This window comes from Paenarthrobacter sp. UW852, assembly GCF_024608385.1.
Classification (GTDB): Bacteria; Actinomycetota; Actinomycetes; order Actinomycetales; family Micrococcaceae; genus Arthrobacter.
Map to the genome: position 1 here is coordinate 95,041 of NZ_JAMSGY010000004.1, position 24,072 is coordinate 119,112.

24 protein-coding genes are annotated in these 24,072 nt (G+C 63.3%); 4 read left to right on the plus strand and 20 right to left on the minus strand.

The window, feature by feature from the left end; translation table 11 throughout:
* Nucleotides 1–224: 224 nt before the first annotated feature.
* The 3 genes from NEK97_RS08585 to NEK97_RS08595 all read right to left on the minus strand — a co-directional run bounded on the left by NEK97_RS08585 (nucleotide 225) and on the right by NEK97_RS08595 (nucleotide 3,676).
* A complete protein-coding gene (locus tag NEK97_RS08585) occupies nucleotides 225–707 on the minus strand; it encodes a carboxymuconolactone decarboxylase family protein (RefSeq protein ID WP_257369384.1) in 483 nt (160 codons plus the stop codon).
* A 321-nt stretch (nucleotides 708–1,028) separates the two neighbouring features.
* Entirely contained in the window at nucleotides 1,029–2,483 is a 1,455-nt protein-coding gene (locus NEK97_RS08590) for an amino acid permease (protein WP_235517835.1), read from the minus strand.
* 251 nt (nucleotides 2,484–2,734) lie between these two features.
* On the minus strand, nucleotides 2,735–3,676 hold the full coding sequence (locus tag NEK97_RS08595) for an aminodeoxychorismate lyase (protein WP_257369386.1): 942 nt from the start codon (nucleotides 3,674–3,676) through the stop codon (nucleotides 2,735–2,737).
* A gap of 86 nt (nucleotides 3,677–3,762) precedes the next feature.
* Between NEK97_RS08595 and cls the strand changes: the two genes are divergently transcribed.
* Nucleotides 3,763–5,235 carry a cardiolipin synthase gene (gene cls / locus NEK97_RS08600; RefSeq protein WP_257369719.1) on the plus strand — a complete coding sequence of 491 codons (1,473 nt, stop codon included), beginning with the start codon at nucleotides 3,763–3,765 and terminating at the stop codon, nucleotides 5,233–5,235.
* Nucleotides 5,236–5,239: 4 nt separating this feature from the next.
* On the opposite strand, the gene pabB is transcribed toward cls, so the two are convergent.
* The 3 genes from pabB to NEK97_RS08615 all read right to left on the minus strand — a co-directional run bounded on the left by pabB (nucleotide 5,240) and on the right by NEK97_RS08615 (nucleotide 8,536).
* A complete protein-coding gene (pabB, locus tag NEK97_RS08605; RefSeq protein WP_257369388.1) occupies nucleotides 5,240–7,273 on the minus strand; it encodes an aminodeoxychorismate synthase component I in 2,034 nt (677 codons plus the stop codon).
* Nucleotides 7,270–7,830 carry a low molecular weight protein-tyrosine-phosphatase gene (locus NEK97_RS08610; protein WP_235517831.1) on the minus strand — a complete coding sequence of 187 codons (561 nt, stop codon included), beginning with the start codon at nucleotides 7,828–7,830 and terminating at the stop codon, nucleotides 7,270–7,272. The genes pabB and NEK97_RS08610 overlap by 4 nt, the downstream gene beginning before the upstream one ends.
* 94 nt (nucleotides 7,831–7,924) lie before the next feature.
* Nucleotides 7,925–8,536, minus strand: a complete 612-nt coding sequence (locus NEK97_RS08615; RefSeq protein ID WP_257369390.1) for a TetR/AcrR family transcriptional regulator — start codon at nucleotides 8,534–8,536, stop codon at nucleotides 7,925–7,927.
* Nucleotides 8,537–8,636: 100 nt separating this feature from the next.
* Here NEK97_RS08615 and NEK97_RS08620 point away from each other — a divergent pair, with 100 nt between their 5' ends.
* Entirely contained in the window at nucleotides 8,637–8,957 is a 321-nt protein-coding gene (locus tag NEK97_RS08620) for a hypothetical protein (protein ID WP_257369391.1), read from the plus strand.
* Nucleotides 8,958–9,010: 53 nt separating this feature from the next.
* On the opposite strand, the gene NEK97_RS08625 is transcribed toward NEK97_RS08620, so the two are convergent.
* The 6 genes from NEK97_RS08625 to NEK97_RS08650 all read right to left on the minus strand — a co-directional run bounded on the left by NEK97_RS08625 (nucleotide 9,011) and on the right by NEK97_RS08650 (nucleotide 14,418).
* A complete protein-coding gene (locus NEK97_RS08625) occupies nucleotides 9,011–9,334 on the minus strand; it encodes a hypothetical protein (protein ID WP_257369393.1) in 324 nt (107 codons plus the stop codon).
* 116 nt (nucleotides 9,335–9,450) lie between these two features.
* Entirely contained in the window at nucleotides 9,451–9,945 is a 495-nt protein-coding gene (locus tag NEK97_RS08630) for a GNAT family N-acetyltransferase (protein WP_257369394.1), read from the minus strand.
* Between the two features lie 30 nt (nucleotides 9,946–9,975).
* On the minus strand, nucleotides 9,976–10,842 hold the full coding sequence (locus NEK97_RS08635) for an AraC family transcriptional regulator (protein ID WP_257369396.1): 867 nt from the start codon (nucleotides 10,840–10,842) through the stop codon (nucleotides 9,976–9,978).
* 125 nt (nucleotides 10,843–10,967) lie between these two features.
* Complete coding sequence (locus NEK97_RS08640; protein ID WP_257369398.1) at nucleotides 10,968–11,942, minus strand: ribokinase; 975 nt, start codon at nucleotides 11,940–11,942, stop codon at nucleotides 10,968–10,970.
* A complete protein-coding gene (locus NEK97_RS08645) occupies nucleotides 11,939–13,381 on the minus strand; it encodes an MFS transporter (protein WP_257369400.1) in 1,443 nt (480 codons plus the stop codon). Before NEK97_RS08645 ends, NEK97_RS08640 begins: the two co-directional genes overlap by 4 nt.
* Nucleotides 13,381–14,418 (minus strand): nucleoside hydrolase, encoded by a 1,038-nt coding sequence (locus NEK97_RS08650; protein WP_257369720.1) that lies wholly within the window; start codon nucleotides 14,416–14,418, stop codon nucleotides 13,381–13,383. The genes NEK97_RS08645 and NEK97_RS08650 overlap by 1 nt, the downstream gene beginning before the upstream one ends.
* 174 nt (nucleotides 14,419–14,592) lie before the next feature.
* On the opposite strand from NEK97_RS08650, the gene NEK97_RS08655 reads away from it, so the two are divergent.
* Entirely contained in the window at nucleotides 14,593–15,621 is a 1,029-nt protein-coding gene (locus tag NEK97_RS08655; RefSeq protein ID WP_235517822.1) for a LacI family DNA-binding transcriptional regulator, read from the plus strand.
* Between the two features lie 12 nt (nucleotides 15,622–15,633).
* On the opposite strand, the gene NEK97_RS08660 is transcribed toward NEK97_RS08655, so the two are convergent.
* Nucleotides 15,634–15,987 (minus strand): hypothetical protein, encoded by a 354-nt coding sequence (locus NEK97_RS08660; protein ID WP_257369401.1) that lies wholly within the window; start codon nucleotides 15,985–15,987, stop codon nucleotides 15,634–15,636.
* 35 nt (nucleotides 15,988–16,022) lie between these two features.
* Nucleotides 16,023–16,646, minus strand: a complete 624-nt coding sequence (locus NEK97_RS08665) for a LysE family transporter (protein WP_257369402.1) — start codon at nucleotides 16,644–16,646, stop codon at nucleotides 16,023–16,025.
* Nucleotides 16,647–17,306: 660 nt separating this feature from the next.
* Here NEK97_RS08665 and NEK97_RS08670 point away from each other — a divergent pair.
* A complete protein-coding gene (locus NEK97_RS08670) occupies nucleotides 17,307–18,398 on the plus strand; it encodes a DNA polymerase IV (protein ID WP_257369404.1) in 1,092 nt (363 codons plus the stop codon).
* A 27-nt stretch (nucleotides 18,399–18,425) separates the two neighbouring features.
* On the opposite strand, the gene NEK97_RS08675 is transcribed toward NEK97_RS08670, so the two are convergent.
* The 6 genes from NEK97_RS08675 to NEK97_RS08700 form a co-directional block, all read right to left on the minus strand.
* Complete coding sequence (locus NEK97_RS08675) at nucleotides 18,426–19,409, minus strand: aldo/keto reductase (RefSeq protein WP_257369407.1); 984 nt, start codon at nucleotides 19,407–19,409, stop codon at nucleotides 18,426–18,428.
* Nucleotides 19,410–19,481: 72 nt separating this feature from the next.
* On the minus strand, nucleotides 19,482–19,799 hold the full coding sequence (locus NEK97_RS08680) for a hypothetical protein (RefSeq protein ID WP_257369409.1): 318 nt from the start codon (nucleotides 19,797–19,799) through the stop codon (nucleotides 19,482–19,484).
* An 87-nt stretch (nucleotides 19,800–19,886) separates the two neighbouring features.
* Complete coding sequence (locus NEK97_RS08685; protein WP_257369410.1) at nucleotides 19,887–21,353, minus strand: C40 family peptidase; 1,467 nt, start codon at nucleotides 21,351–21,353, stop codon at nucleotides 19,887–19,889.
* Nucleotides 21,354–21,535: 182 nt separating this feature from the next.
* Nucleotides 21,536–22,735, minus strand: coding sequence for a DUF6596 domain-containing protein (locus NEK97_RS08690; protein ID WP_308292473.1), 1,200 nt, complete (start codon nucleotides 22,733–22,735; stop codon nucleotides 21,536–21,538).
* 24 nt (nucleotides 22,736–22,759) lie between these two features.
* A complete protein-coding gene (locus tag NEK97_RS08695) occupies nucleotides 22,760–23,119 on the minus strand; it encodes a YciI family protein (RefSeq protein WP_235517814.1) in 360 nt (119 codons plus the stop codon).
* A 110-nt stretch (nucleotides 23,120–23,229) separates the two neighbouring features.
* Entirely contained in the window at nucleotides 23,230–24,045 is an 816-nt protein-coding gene (locus NEK97_RS08700) for a methyltransferase domain-containing protein (RefSeq protein WP_257369412.1), read from the minus strand.
* Nucleotides 24,046–24,072 lie beyond the last annotated feature (27 nt).

Sequence of the window (24,072 nt, forward strand, 5' to 3'; positions counted from 1 at the left end):
TGGGCCGGACGCTCTCTCACGTTCCGGGTGTTTGGGCTGGGCGCTCGCTCACGTTCCGGCCGTTTGGGGGTGACGCTCTCTCACGTTCCGCCCGTTTGGGGGTGACGCTCTCTCACGTTCCGGCTGTTTGGGGGTGACGCTCTCTCACGTTCCGCCCGTTTGGGGGGTGACGCTCTCTCATGTTCAGCCCGTTTGGGCTGGACGCTCTCTCATGTTCCGGGTGTCTACTTCTTGGCCGCGCGGACGGGGTGCTCGCTCAGAATCGACAGTCGATTGAAGGCGTTGATCCCGATTGCTGCCATGCAGAGGACGCTGATCTGTTCGTCGCTATAGTGCTGGCGCGCCTGTTCGAAGAGTTCAGGACTGGGCCTCGAGCTGCTCATACGCGTGATCTGTTCTGCGATCTCCATGGCTACCACTTCAGCTGCTTCGAACAACTGGACTTCCTGGTAAACGGCCACCAAAGAAAGCCGCTGTTCTGTTTCGCCGTACTTCAGCGCCCGGCGATGGTGAAGATCGAGGCAGAATGCGCAGCCGTTGATCTGTGAGGAAAGGTAGTTAATGAGCTCCAGGGTCCGGCGCGGAACGCCCAGCCGATCAGCTTCATTGACGAGCTGTTGGGAATAGTGGCTCAGCGTGGCGTAGAGGTCGGGCTGCTGCTTATCCAGATAGCCGGAAAGACGTGGTTTTGTTTCCTGTTCGGGCATGGTTGGAGCCTAACGCAACGCACGCGGGCCCACGAAGTGAGTGAGCGTTCGGGTGAAGGCGGTGGGTTGTGAGTGAGGGTTGGGTTGATGGGGGTGGGATGTGAGTGAGCGTTGGGGTGATGGGGGTGGGGTGTGAGTGAGCGTTGGGGTGATGGGGGTGGGATGTGAGTGAGGGTCGGGGTGATGGGGGTGGGGTGTGAGTGAGCGTTGGGGTGATGGGGGTGGGATGTGAGTGAGCGTCAGACGGGACCAGCCCCTGGGAAACCGTTCAGGTTGTCCAGGGGCTGGTCCTTCGTCACGCGAGGTCGGGAAGCTCCGGGCCTAAGCGCCGGCAACCTTCTTGAGCGACCGCCGTCGTCCGTACTTGAAGTAGAAGAACGCGTAGCAGGCTCCAACAAACGGAACACCGAACAACAGCGCGGCGACCTGGTTGGGATCAAAGGCTATGCCGATCAGCGACACCAGGCATAAGGCGAAGGCCAGGATCGGGACCAAGGGGAACAGCGGGGCCTTGTAGGGGAGCGTTGAGAGGTCCCCTCCGTTCTTCACGAAGGTCCGGCGGTAGATGAAGTGTGAAGCGACGATCGACATCCAGACACCCACCGTCGCGAAGCCGGCCACGGACACCAACACGAGGTAGACAGTGGAAGGCGCCACAACGCTGCTGATCAGCGAAGCCAGGCCGCCAAGCATGCTGACACACAGGGCGATCATGGGGATGCCGCGTTTGGTCAGCTTCTTGAAGGCCTTGGGTGCGTGGCCTTCGTCTGCCAGCGAGAACAGCATGCGGGCACAAGAGAAGAGCCCGCAGTTACCGGCCGAGAGCAGCGCCGTGATGATCACGAAGTTCATGATGTCCGCGGCGAAGGGGATCCCGAGCATGGAGAAGACGGTGACGAACGGGCTCTCATCCACGCTGACCTGCTCGTACGGGATGGTGGCCGCGATGACCACGATTGCGCCGACAAAGAAGATCATGAGCCGGATGACCGTGGTACGCATGGCCTTGGGGATGGTGGCACCGGGGTTGGCCGTTTCCCCTGCTGCGACGCCGATCAGTTCGGAGCCGGAGAAGGCGTAGAACACGGCCAAGCAGGTGACGAAGACCCCTGTGAAGCCGTTGGGGAAAAGACCATCCGGAGTGGTGAAGTTCGAGCCAAATGAGGGATAGTCGCCGGTGGCGAGCGGGTGGAAGCCAGCCAGCGCGGCACCGCCCAGGATGATGAGGCCGACGACGGCGGCGACCTTGATCAGCGCGAACCAAAACTCAGATTCGCCGAAGACACGCGATGAGATGGCATTCAGTGTGAAAAGGACTGTTGCGAAGACGAAGCACCAGATCCATACGTCGACACCGGGGAACCAACGTTGCATCAGGAGGCCGGCCGCGGTGAATTCGGAGCCCAAGGCAACTGCCCAGCAAAGCCAGTAAAGCCAAGCGGTGGCGAAGCCCGTTGCAGGGCCGATGGTCCGGGCCGCGTAGATGTGGAAAGCGCCGGAAACGGGGAACGCTACGGCGAGTTCCCCGAGGCAGGCCATCACCAGATAAACGACGACAGCGCCGATAAGGAACGCCAGGACCGCGCCGAGTGGGCCCGCGGTGGCGATTGTGTAACCGGAACTGACGAACAGGCCAGAGCCGATGACGCCGCCCATGGCGATCATCACCAGGTGCCGGGCCTCCATGGACCGGCGAAGACCTGTTGACGGGGCGTCAGTCTGGGGCTGCGCCTTGGTTGCCGATGCTTCGGCCTCTGTGGGGGAGCTGAGTCCCATATTCCCTCCGGGAAGTTAGCCAGCAAAGTTTCGGGTTGTGCCAGCCGGACGTGATCCAACTAACACGAGAACAAGATTCATCACATGACGGATGAGCATTTCAAGGAGGATAAGAATTGCGATTGGACCTGCAGGAACGTTGTGGCTGAGGCCAAGCATTTCTTATCTATAAGTCACGCGAGCGATTACTCTGCTTGTGACCTGTTAGGTTCCAAGCGGAGCCCCCTAGCCGTGGGCTCCGCGGGGCCGGCCTACTCGATTCCGGCGAACAGCTCGTTCAACTCGGCTGTGAGCTGCTTCCGTACAGCGGGCGTGCCGATTTCCTTGCCGTTGATGTGGTTCACGGGAGCGATCAAACGGATGCTCGAGATAAGCCAGACAGCGTCGGCGTCGAACAGGTCCTGTGGGACGAGCGGCCCGTAGCCAAGCTCCCAACCTGCTGCCTTCGCTGCAGCAAAGAGGGCGCCTTGGGAGGTTCCGGGCAGAATGCCGCTGTCGTGTTGGGGTGTGATGAGCCGGCGTACAGTCCTGACCGAACCCTCGCCGTCGTCGATTTCCTCAAGGTGAGCCAGCAGCACGGTGGACGTCGGGCCTTCCAGGACGCGGCCGTCTGTGGAGGTGAAGATGGCGTCGTCCGCGCCCTGCTTGTGCGCGTAGCGAAGGGCCGCCATGTTGACCGCATAGGAGAGCGTCTTGGCGCCCAGCAGCAGCCAGGGTGCACGCTCTCCGGCTTCGGTGTCGAAGCCGCGGTCCAAAAGGACGACGTCGATGCCCGTCTCGCGCTGCCGGCGGCCGCCCGCGGGGGACGGCGAGGCCTGTACCCAGCAGGTGGGACTGGCCGCGCCTTCGACGCCGCGGGTCACGATCAGCTTGACGACTACCTCGTCCTCCTCCGGCGTCGGGGCCGGGTGGACGCGGCGGAACTCGGTTATGGCGGTATCTATGGCCCTGCGCCAGGCGTCCTGCTCCGGAAGTGTGAGATCGAGCGCATCCGCGGAACCGCCCAAACGGTTCAGGTGCGCCTGGACCTTACGCGGGTGTCCCTGGACCGCCAGCAGCGATTCGAACACTCCATCGCCACGTGTGGCGCCCAGATCCGTTGCCATGAGCTGAGGTTGGCTGGAATCGGCAAGTCGGCCGTTTTCGAACGCGGGATCCAGGAAAACCAGGACCGTGGGGGCAGGTGAAGTCATGGTCCCAGCTTAGTGCCGGGCCATTGGATATGACTTTGCCGGATAGGCTGTGGTCACTGTTGTTCACGGAACGTGGGGGTTGGTCGGTGCTCTTTCCTTTTCCTTTGGGCCAGGAGTGGACCTGGTTACTGGGTGTTTGGGCCATTGTGGAAATTGCCATGCGCATCGTGCTGCTTGGCATCATTCCCGGCAACCGTCGTCCCACCACGGCCATGGCGTGGCTCCTGGCTGTGTTCCTCATCCCATCGGTCGGCTTCGTCCTGTTCCTTCTTTTCGGAAACTTCAAGCTGTCAAAGCGCAGGCGTGAGCAGCAGGAAGAAGTCAACCGCAGGGTCCGCGCCGTAACCTCCGATCTGTCCGACCCCGTGAGCGATTACTCGGGCGCCGAATGGGTGAAATCGGCAGGAGAACTCAACCATCGGCTGGGATCCCTGCCCATGGTTGACGGCAACAAAGTAGAGCTCATTCCTGGCTACGAAGAGTCCATCAAGGCCATGGCCGAGGCAGTCAGGGGTGCCACCAGGTACGTCAACGCAGAGTTCTACATCATGAGCAGCGACTCCGTCACGGACGAGCTGCTGACGGAGTTGGAAAAAGCGGCTGAACGTGGGGTTGAAGTCAGGCTGCTTTTCGACCACATCGGGACGCTCAGGGTGAAGGGCTACCGGCGGCTGATCCGCAGGCTCAAGGCTGGAAAGATCCAGTGGCGGCGGATGCTTCCTTTGCTTCCCATCCATGGCCAGTGGCGGCGCCCTGATCTCCGGAACCACCGCAAGATCCTGGTGATTGACGGAATCGTTGCCTTCACAGGCTCGCAGAACCTGATTGAGCCTTCATACAACAACCCCAAGCACCGCAAGGTGGGCCGCAAGTGGGTTGAACTCATGTCCCGACTTGAAGGCCCGATCGTGGCGACCCTCAACGTCGTGTTCGCGACGGACTGGCTCAGCGAGACGGACGAATCCCTGGAGGACCAGCTCCGGCTGCCTTCCCAGCCGTCTCCGGGCAACGTCACGGCTCAGGTGGTTCCGAGTGGTCCGGGTTTTGCAACCGAGAACAACCTCCGCCTGTTCAACACCCTGATCTACTCCGCGCAGCACAGAATCTCCATCTGCAGCCCGTACTTCGTTCCGGATGACTCGTTGCTCTACGCCATCACCACTGCGGCGCAGCGCGGCGTGGACGTGGAGCTGTTCGTCTCCGAGAAAGGCGACCAGTTCCTGGTCCACCACGCCCAACGCTCCTACTACGAGGCCCTCCTGGATGCCGGCGTGCGCATTTACCTGTACCGGGCACCGTACGTCCTCCACGCCAAGCACTTCACCATTGACGATGAAGTGGCAGTTCTTGGTTCCAGCAACATGGACATGCGCTCCTTCTCCCTGAACATGGAGGTTTCGGTGATGTTGTTGGGCGCCGAAACCGTGAACCTCATGCGCGCCGTGGAGTCCACGTATCGCGAGGTGTCCCGTGAGCTTATGTTGGAAGACTGGGTCGATAGGCCCCCGCTGGCCAAGTATGTGGATAACGTGGCCAGATTGACGGCGACGCTCCAGTAGTTCCTCAGCCCGGGAAGCCTGCGCCAAGCGTGGACAGCACGCCGTACGCCTTGGTCCGGATTTCCTCGTACTCGTCATCGGCCACTGAATCCGCCGTGATGGCCCCGCCCACGCCCAGGCTCAGGGTCCGCCCGTTCGCTCCGGAAGGGTTTACCACCAGGGTTCGTATGACCACGGCGAGGTCCGTGGCAGCGTTGAGTGAGAAGTAGCCGATAGCTCCCGAGTAGATCCCCCGGGGCCCCGACTCAAGCTGGTCGAGAATGTCCATGGTGCTGATTTTGGGCGCACCCGTCATGGAGCCCGCAGGGAATGCGGCAGCAACCGCTTCGGCCCGGGGAGCCCCCGGATTGAGGTGCGCATCCACTGTGCTCACCATTTGGTGGACCGTGGCGTAGCTTTCGATCGCGCACAGCCGGCTCACAGTGACCGAACCCGGGATCGCGAAATGGCTAAGGTCGTTGCGTAGCAGGTCCACGATCATGATGTTCTCCGCGCGGTCCTTCAGCGAGGTCACCAGGTCGTGCCGCAAGGCTGCGTCCTCAGCCGGATCGGAACTGCGCCCACGCGTGCCCTTGATCGGCTCGGCGCGCATACCGCCGTCGGACAGGATCCGGAGGAACCGTTCGGGTGACGTACTCGCGACCACCAGTTCGCCGAACCGGAGGTAACTGGCAAACGGTGCCGGGTTACGGCGTCGAAGGTTGAGGTACGCAACCCAAGGATCCAGGCTGCCGGCGGGTGCTTCAAGGGTGGTCGTGAGGCAGACCTCGTACGAGTTGCCTTCAGAAATTTCGTGTTGGGAGGCCGCGATTTTCCGCTTGTAGTCTGTAGCGGAGTCGCGGCTGACGAATTCAGGGACCGTCCCCGAAGGAGCGTCGACGGCGGTGGCAGCCGGGACGGCGGCGGCCACGACGGCGGTGCGTGCCGTGCGGAACCAGGCGTCGGCGTCGGGCGCATCCAGGGCCAGCAGCCATGCGGTTTGTTCGCGGTGATCAAGGACGATGGCGCGGCCGGCGAAGAGCAGCGCTGCGTCGGGGGTTTCGGACTGGACGTCGCTCCCGCCGGTTTCGCGTTTGAGCTCATACCCAAGGTATCCGAGCCAGCCGAGCGTGAACTGGCCGTCGTAACCGTGGGGTGCCCGGACTGCCCGGCGGCCCCACACGGAGTCGAGCCACCGGAAAAACGTCCCGGATGTGGCCACGGTGGCGCAGCCGGCAGTAACTTGCGTGACGCCGGATCGGTGCATCGCCAGCTGGCCGTAAGTGCCGCCGTCGTCAGCCAAAATGCTGAAGCGGCTGCGTGCCGCGGCCTGGGACGTCCCGGCAACGGCCGACGCGTTGGAGGAGTCCAGCCAGACAGCGTTGGCGGACTGGCCGTAGAGCGCCTCAAAAAGCCGGGCTGCGTCAGGCGTGGTGTCCACGCGCTCGGACCGGAGCTGAAGTCCCCTGCGGGCACTGAGCTCCGGGGCGAGGATTGCCGCCATGGACGGCAGGTACATGAGGGCCTGCAGGACGTCGTCGGGGGCGCTCCCATCGGCACGGTTGAGGACGCGGACGTCCGCGGCGCTGGCCACCGGGTCCGATTCCAGCCAGGCGTCTTCCTGCGCCGCCCAAGTGTCCCAGTACGGTTCGTAGGTACTTCCGTCACGCGTCAGGGCTCGACGGCGGCGGTCGTCCCCGGGGGACTCGACCCACACTACGGCGTCCAGCATCGGCCGGGCGGCTTCCGCAGCGGCGCCCACGCCTTCCACGATCACGATCTCGGCGGGCAGGGTAACTTTCAGGCCGCCGTCGTAATGGCGTTCCCAATCCCAACTTGTCCATTCGGCAGCGAGGCCGGCATTCAGGGGCGGGAGGACCGTGGCAACGTACCGTTCGATGCCGGGCATGAGGCCGTTCCAGCCCGGATAGATGTCTTCCAGGTGGAACAGTGAAACTTTGTGGTGCTGGCGCAACCGGGCCGCCAATTCGACGGCCAAAGTGGTCTTTCCTGCACCGGACCTGCCGTCAACAGCAATGATCACGGGTGCAGGGGTCATGACATAGAGGTTACCTGCTGGTGATCGCCGGATTTGGCCTCGACCTGGGGGCCGATGGCTGTTTTGACGTGTTGGACGATCCCGGGAATGGCGTCCTTGATGAGGGTCCACGTGGTGTCGAAGTCCGTGTGGCCCCCATACCAGGGGTCTTCGATGCCCAGATCGAGGGAGCTGCGACCCGCCGTGGCGGGGTCGAAACTGCGCAGCATCCGGACTCTTTCCAGTGCGCCGGCGTCCGGAGCGCCCTCCTGTAGCCACCCGAAGTGGTCAACATCCAAGGCGAGGATCAGGTCCCGCTCAGTGAACCATTCACTGCGCCACTGGCGGGCAACGTGGTTCTCCGAGGGTATGTGCTTGGCGGTCAGGACACGCGCGGCCCGGGGGTCTATGGGGTGTCCAACCTCGTACCCGGTGGTGCCGGCGGAGTCCACCACAACGACGTCGCTGAGCCCTTCCGCTGCGAAGGCTTCGGTGAGCATGAGGGCTGCCATGGGTGAGCGGCAGATGTTCCCTGTGCAGACCGTAATGATGCGGTATGGGCTCGACGTTGAGTACATGAGGCAAGCATGATTGATGGCACCCCCTCTTGGCTAGGGGCTACTTCACAAGCGAGTCACTTTTCGTGTCAAACCTGTCACAAGGTCGCTGGAGTCAGGCTGTTGCCGCTTCGGATGCCGCCGCTTCGGCGGCCAGCGCGGCGGCCATCAAGTGGACGGTACGTACGACGGCGGCGCGTCGCCTTTCGGTGCGGCCCGGGTTATCGCCGGCCATCAGCCCGTCGAGAGCCGGCAGCACGGGAGCGGAATCGCACAGGCTGACGATGGTGATGAGGAGATCACCCGCGTCCTCCCGCGAGATGCCGGGGAGCGCTGCAATGGTGCTGTTGACCTTGGATGCGCAGTTGGCCATCCGTTTGGGTAGGCCCACAACGTCGGTTCCGCGTTCCAATCCCTCCCAGAACAGCAGTCGCGGGGCAGTGGCATCCACCCGGTGGTGATCGAAAAGCCTCCCGGCGTAATCAGCCATGGCTTCAGGGCCGGAGCCCTCGATGGGGACTTCGTCCATGAGGTTGGTCAGGGCGGTGACAATCACGGCGTCGAACAATGCGTTCTTGTTGCCGAAATACTGGTAAATCCGTTCCTTGTTGACGCCGGCTTCGGCAGCGATCCGGTCGATGCGGGCGCCAGCCAGTCCGCGCGTGCAAAATTCTGTGGTTGCTGCACTGAGCAGCAGCCCCTTGGTTCGCTCCGTGTCCCAGGCCATGCAGTCATCTTAGCATTTTCCAACTAAGTGGTTGTAATTTCCTGATGGCCGGGGTTATGGTGATCCCAGTCAATTGCAACTATCTGGTTGGAGAAACCTCATGACCATCGAAGCCACTACAGAACAGGCCACGCCTACCCGCGTCCAGCCAGCAACGCCAGTGCCCCCGAAAGCCCCCTCGGTCCACATGCGGGCCCTGATCACCTGGCTGGCAATTTTCCCGCTGGTTTCCATCGGCATGCTGCTGCTGGGCCCCATCATGGAACCCTTGCACCCCGTGCTTCGCGCCTTGATGCTGACGGCTCTGGTGGTTCCCGCTGCGGTATACGTTGTGGTTCCCCGGCTCATGGCCGGTCACGGCGCACTCAGCCGCAAGGCAGCGGAACGCTCAAGCCAACGCGCTGCCCGCCGGTCCGCCTAAGCGGCGTAGCCGGAGGTTGAGCTGGTGCCCGGCGGAGCGCGGCGCCGTCGGTCCTACTTGGAAGACGGAGTGTAGTCGGGGTAGTACCGCTGGATCTCTTCGACTTTCAAACCGAACTCAACCATGCGTTCAAGGGACATGAGCGAACGGACTTCCTCGTCTGAGGACCTGGTGCTGTTCCAAGGACCTATTGTCTGGTAGCAGAAGTCATTTGGATCGTTGAGCTTGGTGGCGTTGTAGCACTCCGGGTGACTTTTTTCGCCTGCCCCTGCGGTCACAGCCCGCGAGGGTGAGGAAGGGACAGCCCACGCAAATCCGAGTCCAATTATTGGCGCAATAGCCAAGGCCGCGATGGCAGATTTAGATCGTTTATTCATGGTTCCCCCAAGTTCCCGATGACTTGGAGAGCCTATAGCAAAGGGACGTGAAACGAGAGTCGGGAAGCGGGCCGGCGGTTGAATCCGACGCAGCTTTGGCCGGAAGCCGCAGGCCGCTAAAGGACGGCCTCCATGCACAGAAGGCGTGGCCGGTCTTCCCAAGATGGAACGGGAGCGAAACCACGTTTCGCGTACATGCGTATTGCATCGTCCCGCCAGTCCCAGACCGTCAGGCGGATAGGAAGGTCCCTCTGTTTCATGGCGGCATCCATCAAGGCAGAGCCCACCCGGTGTCCCCGCGCGCTGGGTTCAACCCAAAACCGCTTGACCTCGCGCGCCTCTGCACTCTGCTGCACCACCACGATTCCGACCGGCAGATCGTCGAGTTCAGCGAGGTAAACAGCCCCATTCCGGTAGGCCAGCTCTGGGGCGTCGACTTCCTCGCGGTAGCGTCCAGGGAGCGCCGCGTCGTCGAAGATGCCGCCCAAGTGGTCGGCCTTCTCGCGCTCAGTCTGCATGAGATAGGCCTCGACCAGCCGACTCACCGCCCCGGCGTCCGGGCCACGGAGATCCGCCGGTCGGACGGTGTGCATTCCTGATCCGGTTCCCATGGCCTTATTCTGCCAAAGGCCCGGTGTGCACTAGGAACGTTCGATCGGAAGCCAAAGTTCGCAGGTGGCTTCGCTGAAGTCGGCGGTGCGATCCAGTATTGCCACCATCGAGGGCCCGGGGCGCAGCCGCCAGGGATTGGATGGGAACCAATCGGTGGTCGTGGCGGCCCAGGTGGATTGCAGGACCTCCGGATAAGCCCCTTCAGCGTGGAACACTGCCCAAGTCCCTGCAGGTACCTTGATCACGTCAAGTTCTTCGGGCACCGTTGCGGTTTCGGTGACGGCGACGCCGTGAAGGTAGGTCAAGTCGCTGCCCTCTTTGTAGTCGGGGTCGACGTCGGCGCTCACCTGGAGCAGGCCCTTAGGGTCAGTGCCGCTCAAGTCCTTAAGCCGGGCGTGTTCTTCCACTGGCAGTGAGGCGATGTGCGCCTGAATGTGGGGGTTGGGGCCGTGGTGGATAAGCGGCACACGAACAGAATGGCCTGCCAGCCGGAATGCCGGCCGGTCCACGATGCGGGTTTTCATGGTGGTGTTCCCTTCAACGGTCAGGTGGAACCTGAGCTGCGGTTGCGTATGAAGGGGACCGCCGTTCCGGCGTATATGGCCGGGGCCCACGCCGTGTACTGATCGGAAGGCCCGGTTAAAGGCTTCGGTCGAGCCGTAACCGTAGCGCACCGAGATCGCCAGCAGACCGTCTTCTCCCAGAACATCCGTTGCAGCCACGGTCATGCGGCGTCGTCGGACGTACTCGGAGAGCGGCAGACCGGCCAATGCCGAGAACATCCGCCGGAGATGGTACTCCGTCATGCCCAGGCTGACCGCCACAACATCAATGTCGATCTCCTCGGAGAGGTGGCCCTCGATGTAATCGACCAGTTGGTTCAGTGCTTGAATCACGGTCCCCCCTTCGGTTTCAAGTCTGCACGGCCGGCGTACCCCGCACCCTACTATTGCGGTCCGAAATCGTCACCAGCGGGCCACCGGCCATCGGCCGCCGGTCGGCGGCCCGCTGGTCAGGTCACTCAGCCCAGGCCTGCCTGCTGCCGCAATTCCCCAACCTCAGCGGCACTCGGGTACGCGGCCTGCGTTCCCTTCTTGGTGGCAGCCAGAGCGGCGGCCACGGAAGCGAAGGCTGCGGCATCGGCCAAGGAATCGCCCGCGGCCAACCGTGCGGCGACTCCGCCGGTGAACGCGTCTCCGGCACCGGTGGTGTCCACGGCCGTGACGCGGGTGGGCTCAATCCGGGTGATCCGATCCTCGCCGCGAGCCGACGAGTCCAGCACCACAGACCCTTGGGCGCCGAGCGTCACCAGAACGCGCTGCATCCCGCGGTCCGCAAACCGGCTCCGGACGGGTTCCCAGGCTTCGGCGTCCGCGTCGGCGGAAGGGATGCCTGCCTCGTTGCCCAAGAACAGCGCGGCCTCGTGGGCGTTCACCAGCAGGACGTCGCTCAACCGCACCAATTCCTCCGGCACCTCAGCGTAAGGCGAGAGGTTCAGAAGAACCGTTGCGCCGGCGTCGTGCCCTGCTTGGGCCGCCGCAACGACGGTGTCCGTGCATACCTCCAGGCAGAGGCAGACGACGGCGGCGTCGCTGAAAGCAGCGGGTTCGACGTCGGCAGGGGCCAGGGTGCCGTTGGCGCCAGCCGAGATGATGATGCTGTTTTCGCCGCTGCTGTCCACCGAAATTACGGCCACGCCGGTGGCTGTCCCGGACCGACGGACGCGGGACACGTCCACCCCGGCGCTGGCCGTTGAATCCAGGAGCATAGTGCCGTTGGAGTCCTCACCTACCGCGCCGATCAGGCTGACGTCGCCGCCGAGCTTGCTCGCAGCCACCGCTTGGTTGGCGCTTTTGCCGCCGGGATTGACTGCGAATCCGTTACCGTGAACCGTCTCGCCGGGTTTGGGGAGCCGGTCCGTGTAGATGGTCAGGTCCGCATTGAGGGAGCCGACGACGACGATTCCAGCCTTGGGCGCGTTGGCTGCGGTGCTCATGCGGTGACCTCTTCCTCTGCCGAAACCTCGGCTTCAACGGGCTTGGGGATCAGCAGGGACGCTGCGAAGGCCGCCAGGGTAATGGCGAGTCCCACCATAATGACAGTCAGGTAGGACGCCTTCGCGTCGCCCAATGAGGCCGTAGCCACCAAGACGGCGGGGAGTACAAGGAAGCTCAACCCGGCGCCGAGGTTGAAGGCGCCCGCGTTCATGCCGGGAAGGAATCCGGGGTTTCCCTTGGGAGAGAGCACAACGCCAAGGCCATTGAGCATGATGTTGACCGTACCGGCGTACATGATGCCCAGCAAGGCGGTTCCGACGATCATCAGGGGCAGGCTGCTGAGGCCAAAGAACGCGATGATGGCCAGGGCTACGATGCTGCCGATCATGCCGATGCGCAGGACCTTGGTGTAGCCGAGGACCGGTGCCAGGCGGCCGCTGATTGGACCGAAGACCCACCCCAGGAGGGCGTAGGGCGTGAGGATCATCAGGGACATCTCGGTGGGGCCAACGCCGAAACCGGGCTCTGCTGCCTGAACGTAGGCGGGCACGATGCCGTTGATGACCGCGAAGATACCGGTCATGGTCAGCGTGGTGGTCAGCAGCGGAGCCCAGGTGGAACGCTGGCGGAGGTGCACGGTTTCCACCATGGGCTGCTTGGCGCGCTTCTCAACGGTCCAGAACGCGTAGAACGCGACGGCGGCAATCACCGTGAGGACGATCGCGAGGGTGAGGGTGCCGGAGTCGAAAGCGCTGGCCAGCTTGGAGCCCTCGTTCAGGGCCGTCAGCAGCGCGCCCACGGCGATCACGATGAAGAAGACGCCCAGCCAGTCCATGGTGGTGCCCGCGGCAGGCTTGCTTTCACCGGCCAGGACTGCGACCAGGGCGGTCGCTACGACGGCCAGCGCCACCATGAGCCAGAAGATGCTCCGGAAGCCGAAGTTCTCAGCGAAGTAGCCACCAACAAAGGAGTCAACACCGGCCACGCCGCCGTTGACCGCCGTGATGAGGCCCATGAGGGTGCCGTATTTGCGCGGGTTGCTGACCGCAGAGCGGAGCATGATCAGGCACAACGGAACCGTGGGACCGCTGACACCCTGGATGATGCGGCCTACGAACAGCCACGTGACATCGGGGGCCAGGGCGGCGATGACGGAGCCCACGGCCATGAGGAGCATCATGCCCACCAGGATCTTCTTGCGTCCCACGATGTCGCTGAGCCGGGGGAGGAAGAGGGAGAACAGTGCTGCGGCGGTGAAGAACCAGGTCTGGGAAAGCCCGATGGTTGCTTGGTCGGTCTGGAGCTCGTTGCCCATGGTGACCAGGGCGGGGCTGAGCATGGAGGCGTTGAGTTGGAAGGCAACGCAGGCGGCCAGCAGGGCCACCATGAGCGCGGTGACGTTGCCGCGGGTGGACTTGGTCTCGGCGAGGGTGGACATTACTTTGCCTCTCCTGCCAGAACGGCCTGGGCCGTAGCGTCAACAGTGGTGGCGTCAGCGCCGCCGTCGAGCGTTGGCTCGCCAATCCTGACGATCGCATCGGTGACAAGATCCCAGAACTTCTTGTGGTCCAGGTCCACGGCCACCGAGGTGTGGCAGTCTTCCGGCGCGGGGGCGCGGAAATCGGCAACAGTCATGCCGAGCGTGAGCTTGCCTTGGAGTTCGATGTCCACGGGGACCTTGCGGGTGGTCATGACGGAGGGATCGATGACGTAGGCCACGGCGCAGGGGTCGTGGACGGGCGGGAAGTCGAAGCCCTGGGCATCCTTGTAGGTCTTCTGGAAGAAGTCCATCAGCTCCATGACGAACTTGGCGGGCTTGGTGCCGATCTTTGCGATGCGCTCCACCACTTCGTCCGTGGCCAGAGCCTGGTGCGTGAGGTCCAGGCCCACCATCACTACGGGCCACTTTTCGTTGAACACGATGTGTGCGGCCTCGGGGTCGATGATGATGTTGAACTCCGCCACGGCGCTCCAGTTGCCCACGTGGTAGCCGCCGCCCATGAGGACGACTTCCTTGACGCGTTCAACAATGCGCGGTTCCTTGCGGGCTGCCATGGCGATGTTGGTCAGGCCCGCCGTGGGAACCAGGGTGACCGTGCCCGGCTCATGCGCCATGACGGTGTCAATGATGAGGTCGACGGCGTGGCGCGGGTCCAGCTCAATGGCGGACTGGGGCTGCTCGGGGCCATCCATGCCGGAATCGCCGTGGATGGCGGGTGCGGTTTCAATGGTGCGGACCAAGGGACGGTCGCAGCCGGCAGCGAAGGGAACGCCGGTGATGCCCGCGATGGTGGCCACTGAAAGGGCGTTGCGGGTGACCTTCTCGAGGGTCTGGTTGCCCACCACCGTTGTTACTGCGAGCAGTTCGATGTCCGGGTTGCCATGAGCCAGCAGCATTGCCACAGCGTCGTCATGGCCAGGGTCGCAGTCAAGAATGATCTTCTTGCGGGTGTTGGGATCCACGTTTCTCTCCACGTCATTGGGGCCTGCCAGGTACTTGCCCGGGGCAGGGCGGTAAGCATTCAGGGGTGATTCTGGCACTGCGAAGGGTGTCGCGTCAAACGCTTAACGTGATTGCTGTGGTCACTGCGTTAAGCGCTTGATGCCTTCTCGCAGGTCAGGGCGGCATAACAGCGCTACGATCGATGCATGGAATCCTTGGAACGGCGCCATGCCCGCGCGCCACGAGTGACCGCCGCGATGGTGGCCGCCCGGGCGGGTGTTTCCACGGCGACCGTATCGCTGGTGGCCAACGGCAAGACGCAGGGACGCGTCTCCGACGACAACATCTCCCGCGTTCGTACCGCCATTTCCGAGCTTGGTTACGTGGTGGACAGCATCGGCAGTTCGCTGGCCCGCGGCGTGAGCTCCATTGTCATTCTGGTGACCCCGGACGTGTCCAACCCGTTCTTCGCCAACGTGATCGCAGGCGTGCGGGAATCGCTGGGCGCCGAATACCAGTTGCTGCTGTCAGTGGCAGACTCCGGGGAATCGCCACAAGCCTCCGACGTGCGCAAATTGCTGGCCCTCCGCCCCGCTGGCCTGCTGGTGGGCGCTCCCAGTGCCGAATTCCTGGAAGATCTCTCCGCGGCCGGACCCCTGGTGCTCCTGGATGCGCCCGGACTTGAAAGTTTCGCACCATCCGTCAACCTCGACGTTGCCCAGGGTGCCCGCGAACTTGCCCGGCACTTGGCCGCCTCCGGGCACACGAGGGCGGCGTATGTGGACGGCATTACTGGAACGGAAACGTTCAAGTTGCGCCGGGACGCTTTCCTGGAGGAAGCCGCTTCGTTGGGCCTGTCCGTCTCACAGGAGCACATCATCAGAACAGCGATCGACGTCGGTGCTGCCGCTGCCGCTTTCGCCGACGCCTGGCCGGGCTGGCAGCGCGAGGGGGTGACCGCCGTCGTCTGTGGTACCGATACGCATGCTTATGGACTGCTGCAGGAGGCGCGCGTGGAGGGGGTCCGCATCCCCGATGAGCTGGCGGTGGCCGGCTTCGATGACCTGCCCTATTCGGCCACCAGCAACCCCAGCCTTACCAGCGTCCACCTGCCAGCAACCCCCCTGGGACGCAAAGCGGGGGAGCAACTGCGCGGGCTCATGGAGGGCCTCGAGTTGTCGGAACCGCATGTAACCTTGGAGAGTTCGTTGGTAGTGCGGGGTTCTACTTCGTAGGAAGCCCGGAAATCATCGCAACAGTGGGCGAAGCTGTTCCTCCGTCACAGGAAGCGAGACCATGAAATAGATTTGGGGAGCGGTCATGTCGCCCCAGTCGTCCTTCTTCACCCGGACCGAGGAGGGCGTGACTTCCGCAATCCGCACGCGCAGCCAGTTGCCGTCGTCGAGCCGCAATTCGTGGGGATCGGCCAGGTAGCGCAAGCCAAGGTCATCGAGGACTTCCTCCGCGCTCAACCAGTCCACAACCTCGGTCCGCGGACGGCCAAGCAGATCAATGGCGACGAACCCATCGGCCACGGGTTTCATCCATCCAACATGCTCGCCGTCATCCGCGCGTCGATGCTCGATCCAGTTCGACTCCATGCCTCCGACCGTAGCATTCGCCCTGGCTGTGGGGGCTAGTGGATGACTGCCAGCAGAATGCCCACCAGCACGAACAAGCAACCGAAAATGCGGTTGAGGATCATCTGGCCACGTTGGTCGTGGGTGAAACGCTGGAATGAGCGGGCTGCCAATGCGAAGAAGAACCACATCACCATGATGTCGATCGCCAGGACGGTAGCGGTCAGCACCACGTATTGCTGGACCAGCGGCTGGTCGGGGCGGATGAACTGCGGCATGAAAGCCAGGAAAAAGACGATTGCTTTTGGGTTCAGCAGATTGACCCAGACGCCCCGCTGGAACATGGAGAGGGCGGGTTCGTTCTTCATGTCTTCGACCTGCTCTTCGTCCAGATCGGGTTTCCGAAGGAACTGCCGGATGCCGAGGTACACCAGATAGGCCGCGCCCGCGTAGCGGATCACGTTGAAGATGACAGGCGAGTTGGAAACCAGGACACCAACACCGAGGGCAACGATCAGGATGTGGATGATCAATGCCACCTGCTGGCCCAGGATGCCCCAGATGGAGCGTCGGAAGCCGGAGTTGAGCGAGTTGCTCATGGTGAAGATTGCCCCGGCACCGGGAGTGAAACTGATCAGCGTGCCGGCACCAACCAAGGCCAGCCAAAGAGAAAATTGCACCACCTCAGCTTATGCCGGAGAGGGGAGTGGCCAGGACGCAAGGTTCCGCCCGTGTGCCGCAGCACGCTGCCGGGACGGTGGCCGCCAGACATTGCTGGCGGCCACCGCTCCCGGTTAGGGGATGTTGTGCCAGAACAAGCGGGCAACATCAACGACTAGTCGGATGATGTTAACCGCGAGGTTCCAGGCGCCCCATGGTTCCTCACGTTTGCGTTTGGAAATCATGGTGGGCACCTCCTCCCGAAGGAACAGGGCACGGCCGCACGCTCCGAGGACGCAACTGTCGTTGCGCCCAAGTGCGTGGGGCCATAAACTCAAAGGGTGATGTTTGAGGTTCTATGGCCCTCTAGCCGCACCAAATGAGCGCACCGCGCTGAACATGGACTCGATTGCCGTCGGGTCCATTGTTCGTTACGGCCCACAGGACTTTCTCCTGATCCCCCAACTCTAGAGACATGGGCTCCTATTTACGGACCTTGGGGATGCATTCACGGTGCACTGTGGATTGAGGCGACAATCTATGCGCAGGGGCGGGATCAGGACGCTTTCCTTCACCACCCACTTTCCGGTGTCGGGCGGGGAATGCGCCCGAAAAAGGTTGATTCCACCGGCAACCGATCCCAAAGTAGGCGGTGGAGGGTACAGCCAAGGCCCGGGGCCATGGGGCAGACTGATCCCGTGAGCGGAATTCCGTGGGTGTTGCACGTTGATCTCGACCAGTTCATTGCAGCGGTCGAGATACGCCGGCGGCCCGAACTTGCGGGCAAACCGGTCATTGTGGGAGGCAGGGGAGATCCCACAGAACGGGCTGTGGTTTCCACGGCATCCTACGAAGCAAGGGCCTTCGGTGTTGGCTCAGGGATGCCCCTGCGGATTGCGGCCCGGAAAGTCCCCGACGCCATCATCCTGCCAGTGGACCAGGAGGCCTACCTGGCGGCATCAGAGGTGGTGATGGAGACCCTCCGGGAACAGCCGGGCGCAACTGTTCAGGTGCTCGGCTGGGACGAGGCTTTTGTCGGCGTCACAACGGAGGATCCCGAAGCTTACGCACGGCAGATCCAAAAAGCCATCCTGGAACAGACCCGGCTTCACTGCAGTATCGGCATCGGGGACACCCTGGTCCGTGCAAAGAATGCCACAGACTTCGGCAAGCCGGCAGGGATCTTCAGGCTGACCAAGGAAAACTGGCTGGAGGTCATGGGAGACAAGCCCACCAAGGATTTGTGGGGCGTCGGAAGCAAAATCTCACAGCGCCTCGCGAAGCACGGCATCACCACGGTGAACCAACTCGCCGCAGCCGACCCGCAGGAGCTGGTCCCGGAATTTGGCCCCAAGATGGGGCCTTGGTACGCGCAGTTAGGTCGCGGCGAAGGTGCCACCGAAGTGGACGACACCCCGTGGGTTGCCCGCGCCCACGGCCGCGAGACCACCTTCCAGCAGGACCTCACCGAGCCGGAGCAAGTGGAAGCCGCCGTCAAGGAGCTGACCGCCCGAGTCCTTGAGGATGTTGCGGCCGAGGACCGGCCAGTGGTGGGCCTTACGCTGAAAGTCCGTTACAAGCCGTTCTTCACCAAGACCTACGCGAGGAAAATTCCCGAGACCTTCAGCCGCGACGAAGTCCTGGCCCAGGCCTTGGACCTCACCGGAAAAATCGAACCGGACCGCCCCATACGGCTCCTTGGATTGCGCGCCGAAATGGCCATGCCGGACGACGCCCGGAAGGGACACACCCCCACCAGGAGTGGCTGGTAAAAACCACGCCCGACGGCGGCCCGGCGGCTACCAGCGCGGGTGAATCGCTTCGCGGAAGTAGCGGTCGTAGATGTCCCGGACCCCGTCGGCCAATCCCGCACCGACCACCGGCATTTCTCCGGCCTCGGCGTTGACGCGCGCCTGCTCGGCGGACCGTGCTCCGGGGATCACGGATGTGACGCCGTCCTGTGCCACGACCCAGGCGAGGGCCGCTTGGGAGGTGGTGACGCCGTCGGGAACCAATGCGCTGAACTCCTGGGCGGCTTTGACGCCGGTTTCGAAGTCGACACCGGAGAAGGTCTCGCCGACATCGAACGATGATCCGTCGCGGTTGTAGTTGCGGTGATCGTTAGCCGGGAACTCAGTTGCGGCCGTGTACTTCCCGGACAGCAGGCCTGAGGCCAAGGGAACACGGGCAATGATCCCCACGTTGGCCGCTTTCGCGGCGGGCAGCACCTCATCGAGGGGCTTCAGGCGGAAGGCGTTGAGGATGATCTGCACTGAGGCGGTGTTCCCGCGCTTGATGGCTTCGAGGGCCTCGTCTGTCCGTTCGACGCTGACCCCGTAGTTGCGGATGGCCCCTTCGCTGACCAGCGTGTCCAGTGCGTCGTAGACTTCATCGCGGCTGTAGACGGCAGTTGGCGGGCAGTGGAGTTGGACGAGCTCCAGTGTGTCCTGTTGGAGGTTGCGCCTCGACCGGTCTGTCCATGCGCGGAAGTTCTCAAGTGTGTAGTTTTCGGGCACCTGGTCCACGCGGCGGCCCATCTTGGTGGCCACGGTGATATCCAGACCGGGGTTGGCGCGGAGGAATTTTCCGATGATTTCCTCGCTGCGGCCATCGCCGTAAACGTCGGCAGTGTCGAAGAATGTGACGCCGTGGTCCACGGAAGCCTCAAGCACAGCAACCGCATCCGCTTCGCTGACGTCTCCCCAGTCGGCCCCGAGTTGCCAGGTGCCGAGCCCTACTGTTGAGACAGATCGGCCGGTCTTGCCAAGTATGCGCTGTTCCATGGGTTCGACTATAAGGGTTCTTCCTTTGTTAGCGCTGCCATTTTGCCTGAAGACACCGCCGCTCCGGGATCCTTAGCTCGGGGAACGCCGATTGCGCGCTTGGCGGGCCAGCTGAATGAACCCATAAACGAAAGCTGCTTGCACAAGCACCATCAATCCCAGGAGCAGCCACTGACTCCGGGCGATGAAGACTACGGCGCCTGTAACTACCAGCGTGGTTCCCAGAACAAGGGCATACACGGCGAATCCGAGGGCGACTTTCGCGCTGCGCACACCCGTTCTGAAACCGAAACCCGCAGGTTGGTTGTTTGGATGGCCGCCCATGGGATCGGGGCGGGCAGGTTTGAGGTTGTCGAATTCTGCCCAGAGGTCCGGGTCCGGATTGCTCATGACTTCATCATCCCGCAGCCTTCCGCGGTTTGGTGAACAAACCCAGGCATGGGACGGTCGATGTCTGCGGCAGCCGTGAGCCGATGCCTAGTATCTGGCCGCGAAGGGGTAGAGCTCCATACCCACCATTGAACTGATGTTCGAGACCGTGATGCCTTCCTGGGGGTTCAAAGCCTGCACTACCTGCCCGTTCCCCAGGTAGATTGCCACATGGTAAAAGTTGGACGGCGAACCCCATACCAGGAGGTCTCCACGGCGCGCCTGTGACAGCGGGACGTGTACCGGGGCTGCGGCATACTGCTGTGAGGCGGTGCGCGGTAGTCGCATCCCGGCGGTGCCAAAGGCGGCCTGCACCAGTCCTGAGCAGTCAAAGCCGTAGGGTCCGGTACCGCCCCACTGGTAGTAGAACGGCGAACCGACCTTACCCAAGGCGCTGGAAATTGCTGTTTCGTAAGACCCGCTCGATGGCGGCGCAGGCGCCGGGGCGGGCGCAGGCGCTGGCGCGGGTGCAGGGGCAGGTGCTGGCGCAGGCGCTGGCGCGGGTGCAGGGGCAGGTGCTGGCGCTGGTGCGGGTGCAGGAGCGGGTGCTGGCGCCGGGGCGGGCGCAGGTGCAGGAGCGGGCGCTGGCGCCGGGGCGGGAGGGGCTACGGGACCCTGGACTGGGGCTGCCGGAGCCGGTGCGGCGGGCCCAGGCGCATCCGGCGGCGTTGCCTGATCCCGGGCGGCCTGATCCTGCTCTGCCTTGTCGGCACTGGCGGTCAATGCCGCGAGCCGTGCCTCTTCGCGCTGCCGGTCCAGAGCATCCACTCTGGCCGCCTCAAGCTCAACAGTGGTGTTGCGGAGCTGGGCCAACTGGTCCACCAAAGTGGTCCGCTGCGCTTTTGCGTCGGCCACTACCTTGACCTGCGCCGCGTTGGCCTGTTCGGCCTGCGTTTTACGCTGTTCGGCTGTCTTGGCCGCGTCGTCCGCGGCTTTGGTGGCGTCATCCGCAGCTGCGGAGAGGGACTTGGATGCGGCGGCGGCGCCGATGGCAACTTCAAGATCGCGGTTTCGCCTGGCTGAGAGGGCCTCCAGCGTGGCGGCCTGCTGGAAGCTTTCACTACCGCCGGCCAGCGTAACGAGTGCGGGATTCACTCCACCGTTGCGGTACAGGTCACCGGCGATCTGTCCCACTTGTTTGCGCGTCCTGTCCTGCTGTTCCCGGGCGGCAGAGGCTTGGGCGCGGGCTGTGGAGGCGGTTTTGGTCCTTTGCTGCAGCTCCACCAGGGCCTCGCTGTAGGCGTTGTTGGCCTGCATGGCAGCCGTAGAGGCTGCCTGCTGGTTAGCGGCCGCGTCTGCGAGGATCCGCTCAATGGAGGCGACCTGGTCCGCCGTCGCCGCTTCACTGGCTTTGGCCGCCGCGATTTCTTCGGGCGAGGGCACCTCCGGAGATGCCCGGACAGTGAGGGGCACAGTTGTTGCGGGTACAGCCGCTGAGGGAGTTACCACTGCCCCGGCGAGTACGACGACGGCGCACAGCACCGCGGCCCCGCGGGCGGATCGGGATAAAGCCATGTACAGAAACCTCGAAAAGGGACAGGGGGAGCGAGGTTCTGGAGGAGGCACGACTGCGGCCCCTCAGATGCTCCCGGCAGTCCTGAGGTTACGTGAGCACTTGCACATTGGCAACAGCAGTCACACCAGTAACATAAACCACAACGTTGTGATTTCGGCGGACACTGCGGGTGTGTCGCAGGTCAAGCCCCGCCGGTTTCCATCCCTGCCACCTTCCCCATCAGATACCGCCGCTCCGGGAGGCTTCCGGCTTTGGCGGCCGCCGCGAGGTAGGCGTTCCGGGCTTCGGCGCTGTCTCCGGCCAGCTCATGAAGATGTCCCCGAACAACATCAAGCCGGTGGGATTTCCCCAGCGCCGAATCGAGACCATCCAGCAGGGCGAGTCCAGCTGCAGGGCCCTTCACCATCGCCACAGCAACGGCACGGTTGAGGGTCACCACGGGACTGGGAGCCATCTTCTCCAGAACCGTATACAGGGCCAGGATCTGTGGCCAGTCGGTCGCGGCGTCTGTGGCGGCTTCGGCATGCACCGCGGCGATCGCAGCCTGCAGCTGGTAAGGGCCCGGACGGGTCCGCCCCAGGACCGAAGTCAGGAGGGCAATGCCGTCCTGGATCTGTTGGTGGTTCCACAGGCTCCGGTCCTGCTCCGCCAGCGGCACCGGAGTCCCGTCAGTCAGCGTCCGTGCCTTCCGACGCGAATCCGTGAGGAGCATCAGCGCCAGTAAACCGGCGACTTCCCCGTCATCAGGCACGGCCGCCATCAGCAACCGCGTTAGCCGGATCGCCTCTGTGGTGAGGTCTTCGCGCTGTAGTGAGGCCCCGGAACTGGCCGCGTAGCCTTCGTTGAAGATCAGGTACAGGACGTGGAGTACGACGCCGAGCCTCGCCTTTTGTTCGGCAGGCGGCGGCATGGTGAAGGTTGCTCCCGCCTTCTGGATTCCTTGTTTTGCGCGGCTGATGCGTTGTCCCATGGTGGCTTCGGGGACAAGGAAAGCTGAGGCGATTTCCGCCGTCGTGAGTCCTCCAACTGCCCGCAGCGTCAAGGCGAGTTGCGACGGAGCCGAGAGCGCCGGGTGGCAGCAGAGGAACATCAAGGTCAGGGTATCGTCCGCCCCTGATACTGAGGTGGACTGGGTATCCATGGCGGTGAAATGTTCCTCACGGGAACGTCGTGCGCTTTCGCTTCGGTAAAAATCCACCAGGCGCCGGTTGGCGACAGCCATCAGCCAGGCTTTTGGTTCGCGCGGCAGCTCGGCAGGCCACTTCAGCGAAGCCTCCAGCAGGGCTTCCTGGACGGCGTCCTCACAGGCGTCGAACTGCCCGTGCTTGCGTGCCAGCACGCCGAGGACCTGCGGCGCCAGCGTGCGCAGCAGGTCCTCGATTCGTTCGTGCGGTGGAAGTCCCAGTCAGACCTCCGGCGGCCCATCGGCGAGGGCACGGAGCTCCACGACCTGGGAGTACTTCACAATGCTGGAACAGATCTCCACGGCGCGTTCCTCGCTGGCAACATCGATCACCCAATAGCCCACCAGTGACTCTTTGGATTCGGCGTAGGGGCCGTCCGTGGTGATCACGCCGTCGGGTGTCTGCTTGACCAGTTTGGCTGTGCTTCCGTCAGTCAGGCCTGCGTTGAAGACCAGTTCGCCGGACTCCGTCAGGTCCTTGTCGATCTGGATCATGAACCCGATCATTTCCCGGATCCACTCAGGGTCGGCGGTTTCCATCATGCCCTCAGCCGACCCGAACATCATGATCATGTATTTCATCTCAAACTCCTTATGAACGGCACCCCGTGTGGGTGCTTTCATCCATGGGTCGGAACCGCGGTGGACATTTCTACATGGTGCGGCAAACTTTTCCGGAATCTTGCGGGTTTTTATGCGCGGGCGATGACCTCACCGTTGGGAATGAGGAAATAGCCATCTTCCGTGGCACCCCACCGGTGCCAGCCCGCGGCGATCCGGGCAAGATCGGCTTCGTTTGCCAAGCCGTATTCAAGAGCCTGTTCAGCGAAAGCGGAGTGGAGCACACGTTCGCTCCAAACCCGGGATTGCCAGGCGCGCTGCTGGGCGGTGGCGTAGAGCCAGTTGCTGCTGGTGGGTGCCACCTGGGTGAATCCGGCTTGCTGGGCCCAGGAGACCAAGCGTCGGCCGGCATCGGGTTCTGCTCCGTTGCGTCGGGCGATCTTCTGGTACAGCTCCATCCAATCGTCGAGCTCCGGGACTTCCGGGAACCAGCTCATGCCATGGAAATCGGCGTCGCGAACCGCAACGATGGCTCCGGGTTTGGCTACCCTGCGCATCTCCCGGAGCGCCGCGACCGGGTCGGTCAGGTGCTGGAGGACCTGGTGGGCGTGGACGAGGTCGAAGCTCTCATCCTCGAAATCCAGGTCATAGATGTTGCCGGTCTGGAAGCTCACGTTGTCCACGCCACGCTCCGCGGCAAGTTCGGTGGCCTGGGCAACGATGTCAGGTGAGCGGTCCAGGCCGATCACCTGGGCGGGCGCAACCAGCCCGGCGAAATCGCACGTGATGCTCCCCGGTCCGCATCCGACGTCGAGCACTGACGTGCCAGGGGTTAGGTGCGGTATGACGAACGCCGCCGAATTCTCGACCGTCCGTGAGGCGTGGGCCCGGACAACCGACTCGTGGTGCCCGTGGGTATAGACATCTTCAGGCTGCTGCGCGTTCATAGGCAAACGCTACCCAACCGGGTGGCA

Excerpts from the sequence above, each read along its gene's own strand:
- NEK97_RS08585 (WP_257369384.1), bottom strand. The coding sequence starts at position 707 with ATGCCCGAACAGGAAACAAAACCACGTCTTTCCGGCTATCTGGATAAG.
- NEK97_RS08590 (WP_235517835.1), bottom strand. The coding sequence starts at position 2,483 with ATGGGACTCAGCTCCCCCACAGAGGCCGAAGCATCGGCAACCAAGGCG.
- NEK97_RS08595 (WP_257369386.1), bottom strand. The coding sequence starts at position 3,676 with ATGACTTCACCTGCCCCCACGGTCCTGGTTTTCCTGGATCCCGCGTTC.
- pabB (WP_257369388.1), bottom strand. The coding sequence starts at position 7,273 with ATGACCCCTGCACCCGTGATCATTGCTGTTGACGGCAGGTCCGGTGCA.
- NEK97_RS08610 (WP_235517831.1), bottom strand. The coding sequence starts at position 7,830 with ATGTACTCAACGTCGAGCCCATACCGCATCATTACGGTCTGCACAGGG.
- NEK97_RS08615 (WP_257369390.1), bottom strand. The coding sequence starts at position 8,536 with ATGGCCTGGGACACGGAGCGAACCAAGGGGCTGCTGCTCAGTGCAGCA.
- NEK97_RS08620 (WP_257369391.1), top strand. The coding sequence starts at position 8,637 with ATGACCATCGAAGCCACTACAGAACAGGCCACGCCTACCCGCGTCCAG.
- NEK97_RS08625 (WP_257369393.1), bottom strand. The coding sequence starts at position 9,334 with ATGAATAAACGATCTAAATCTGCCATCGCGGCCTTGGCTATTGCGCCA.
- NEK97_RS08630 (WP_257369394.1), bottom strand. The coding sequence starts at position 9,945 with ATGGGAACCGGATCAGGAATGCACACCGTCCGACCGGCGGATCTCCGT.
- NEK97_RS08640 (WP_257369398.1), bottom strand. The coding sequence starts at position 11,942 with ATGAGCACCGCAGCCAACGCGCCCAAGGCTGGAATCGTCGTCGTCGGC.
- NEK97_RS08645 (WP_257369400.1), bottom strand. The coding sequence starts at position 13,381 with ATGTCCACCCTCGCCGAGACCAAGTCCACCCGCGGCAACGTCACCGCG.
- NEK97_RS08655 (WP_235517822.1), top strand. The coding sequence starts at position 14,593 with ATGGAATCCTTGGAACGGCGCCATGCCCGCGCGCCACGAGTGACCGCC.
- NEK97_RS08660 (WP_257369401.1), bottom strand. The coding sequence starts at position 15,987 with ATGGAGTCGAACTGGATCGAGCATCGACGCGCGGATGACGGCGAGCAT.
- NEK97_RS08670 (WP_257369404.1), top strand. The coding sequence starts at position 17,307 with ATGGGGCAGACTGATCCCGTGAGCGGAATTCCGTGGGTGTTGCACGTT.
- NEK97_RS08675 (WP_257369407.1), bottom strand. The coding sequence starts at position 19,409 with ATGGAACAGCGCATACTTGGCAAGACCGGCCGATCTGTCTCAACAGTA.
- NEK97_RS08680 (WP_257369409.1), bottom strand. The coding sequence starts at position 19,799 with ATGAGCAATCCGGACCCGGACCTCTGGGCAGAATTCGACAACCTCAAA.
- NEK97_RS08685 (WP_257369410.1), bottom strand. The coding sequence starts at position 21,353 with ATGGCTTTATCCCGATCCGCCCGCGGGGCCGCGGTGCTGTGCGCCGTC.
- NEK97_RS08695 (WP_235517814.1), bottom strand. The coding sequence starts at position 23,119 with ATGAAATACATGATCATGATGTTCGGGTCGGCTGAGGGCATGATGGAA.
- NEK97_RS08700 (WP_257369412.1), bottom strand. The coding sequence starts at position 24,045 with ATGAACGCGCAGCAGCCTGAAGATGTCTATACCCACGGGCACCACGAG.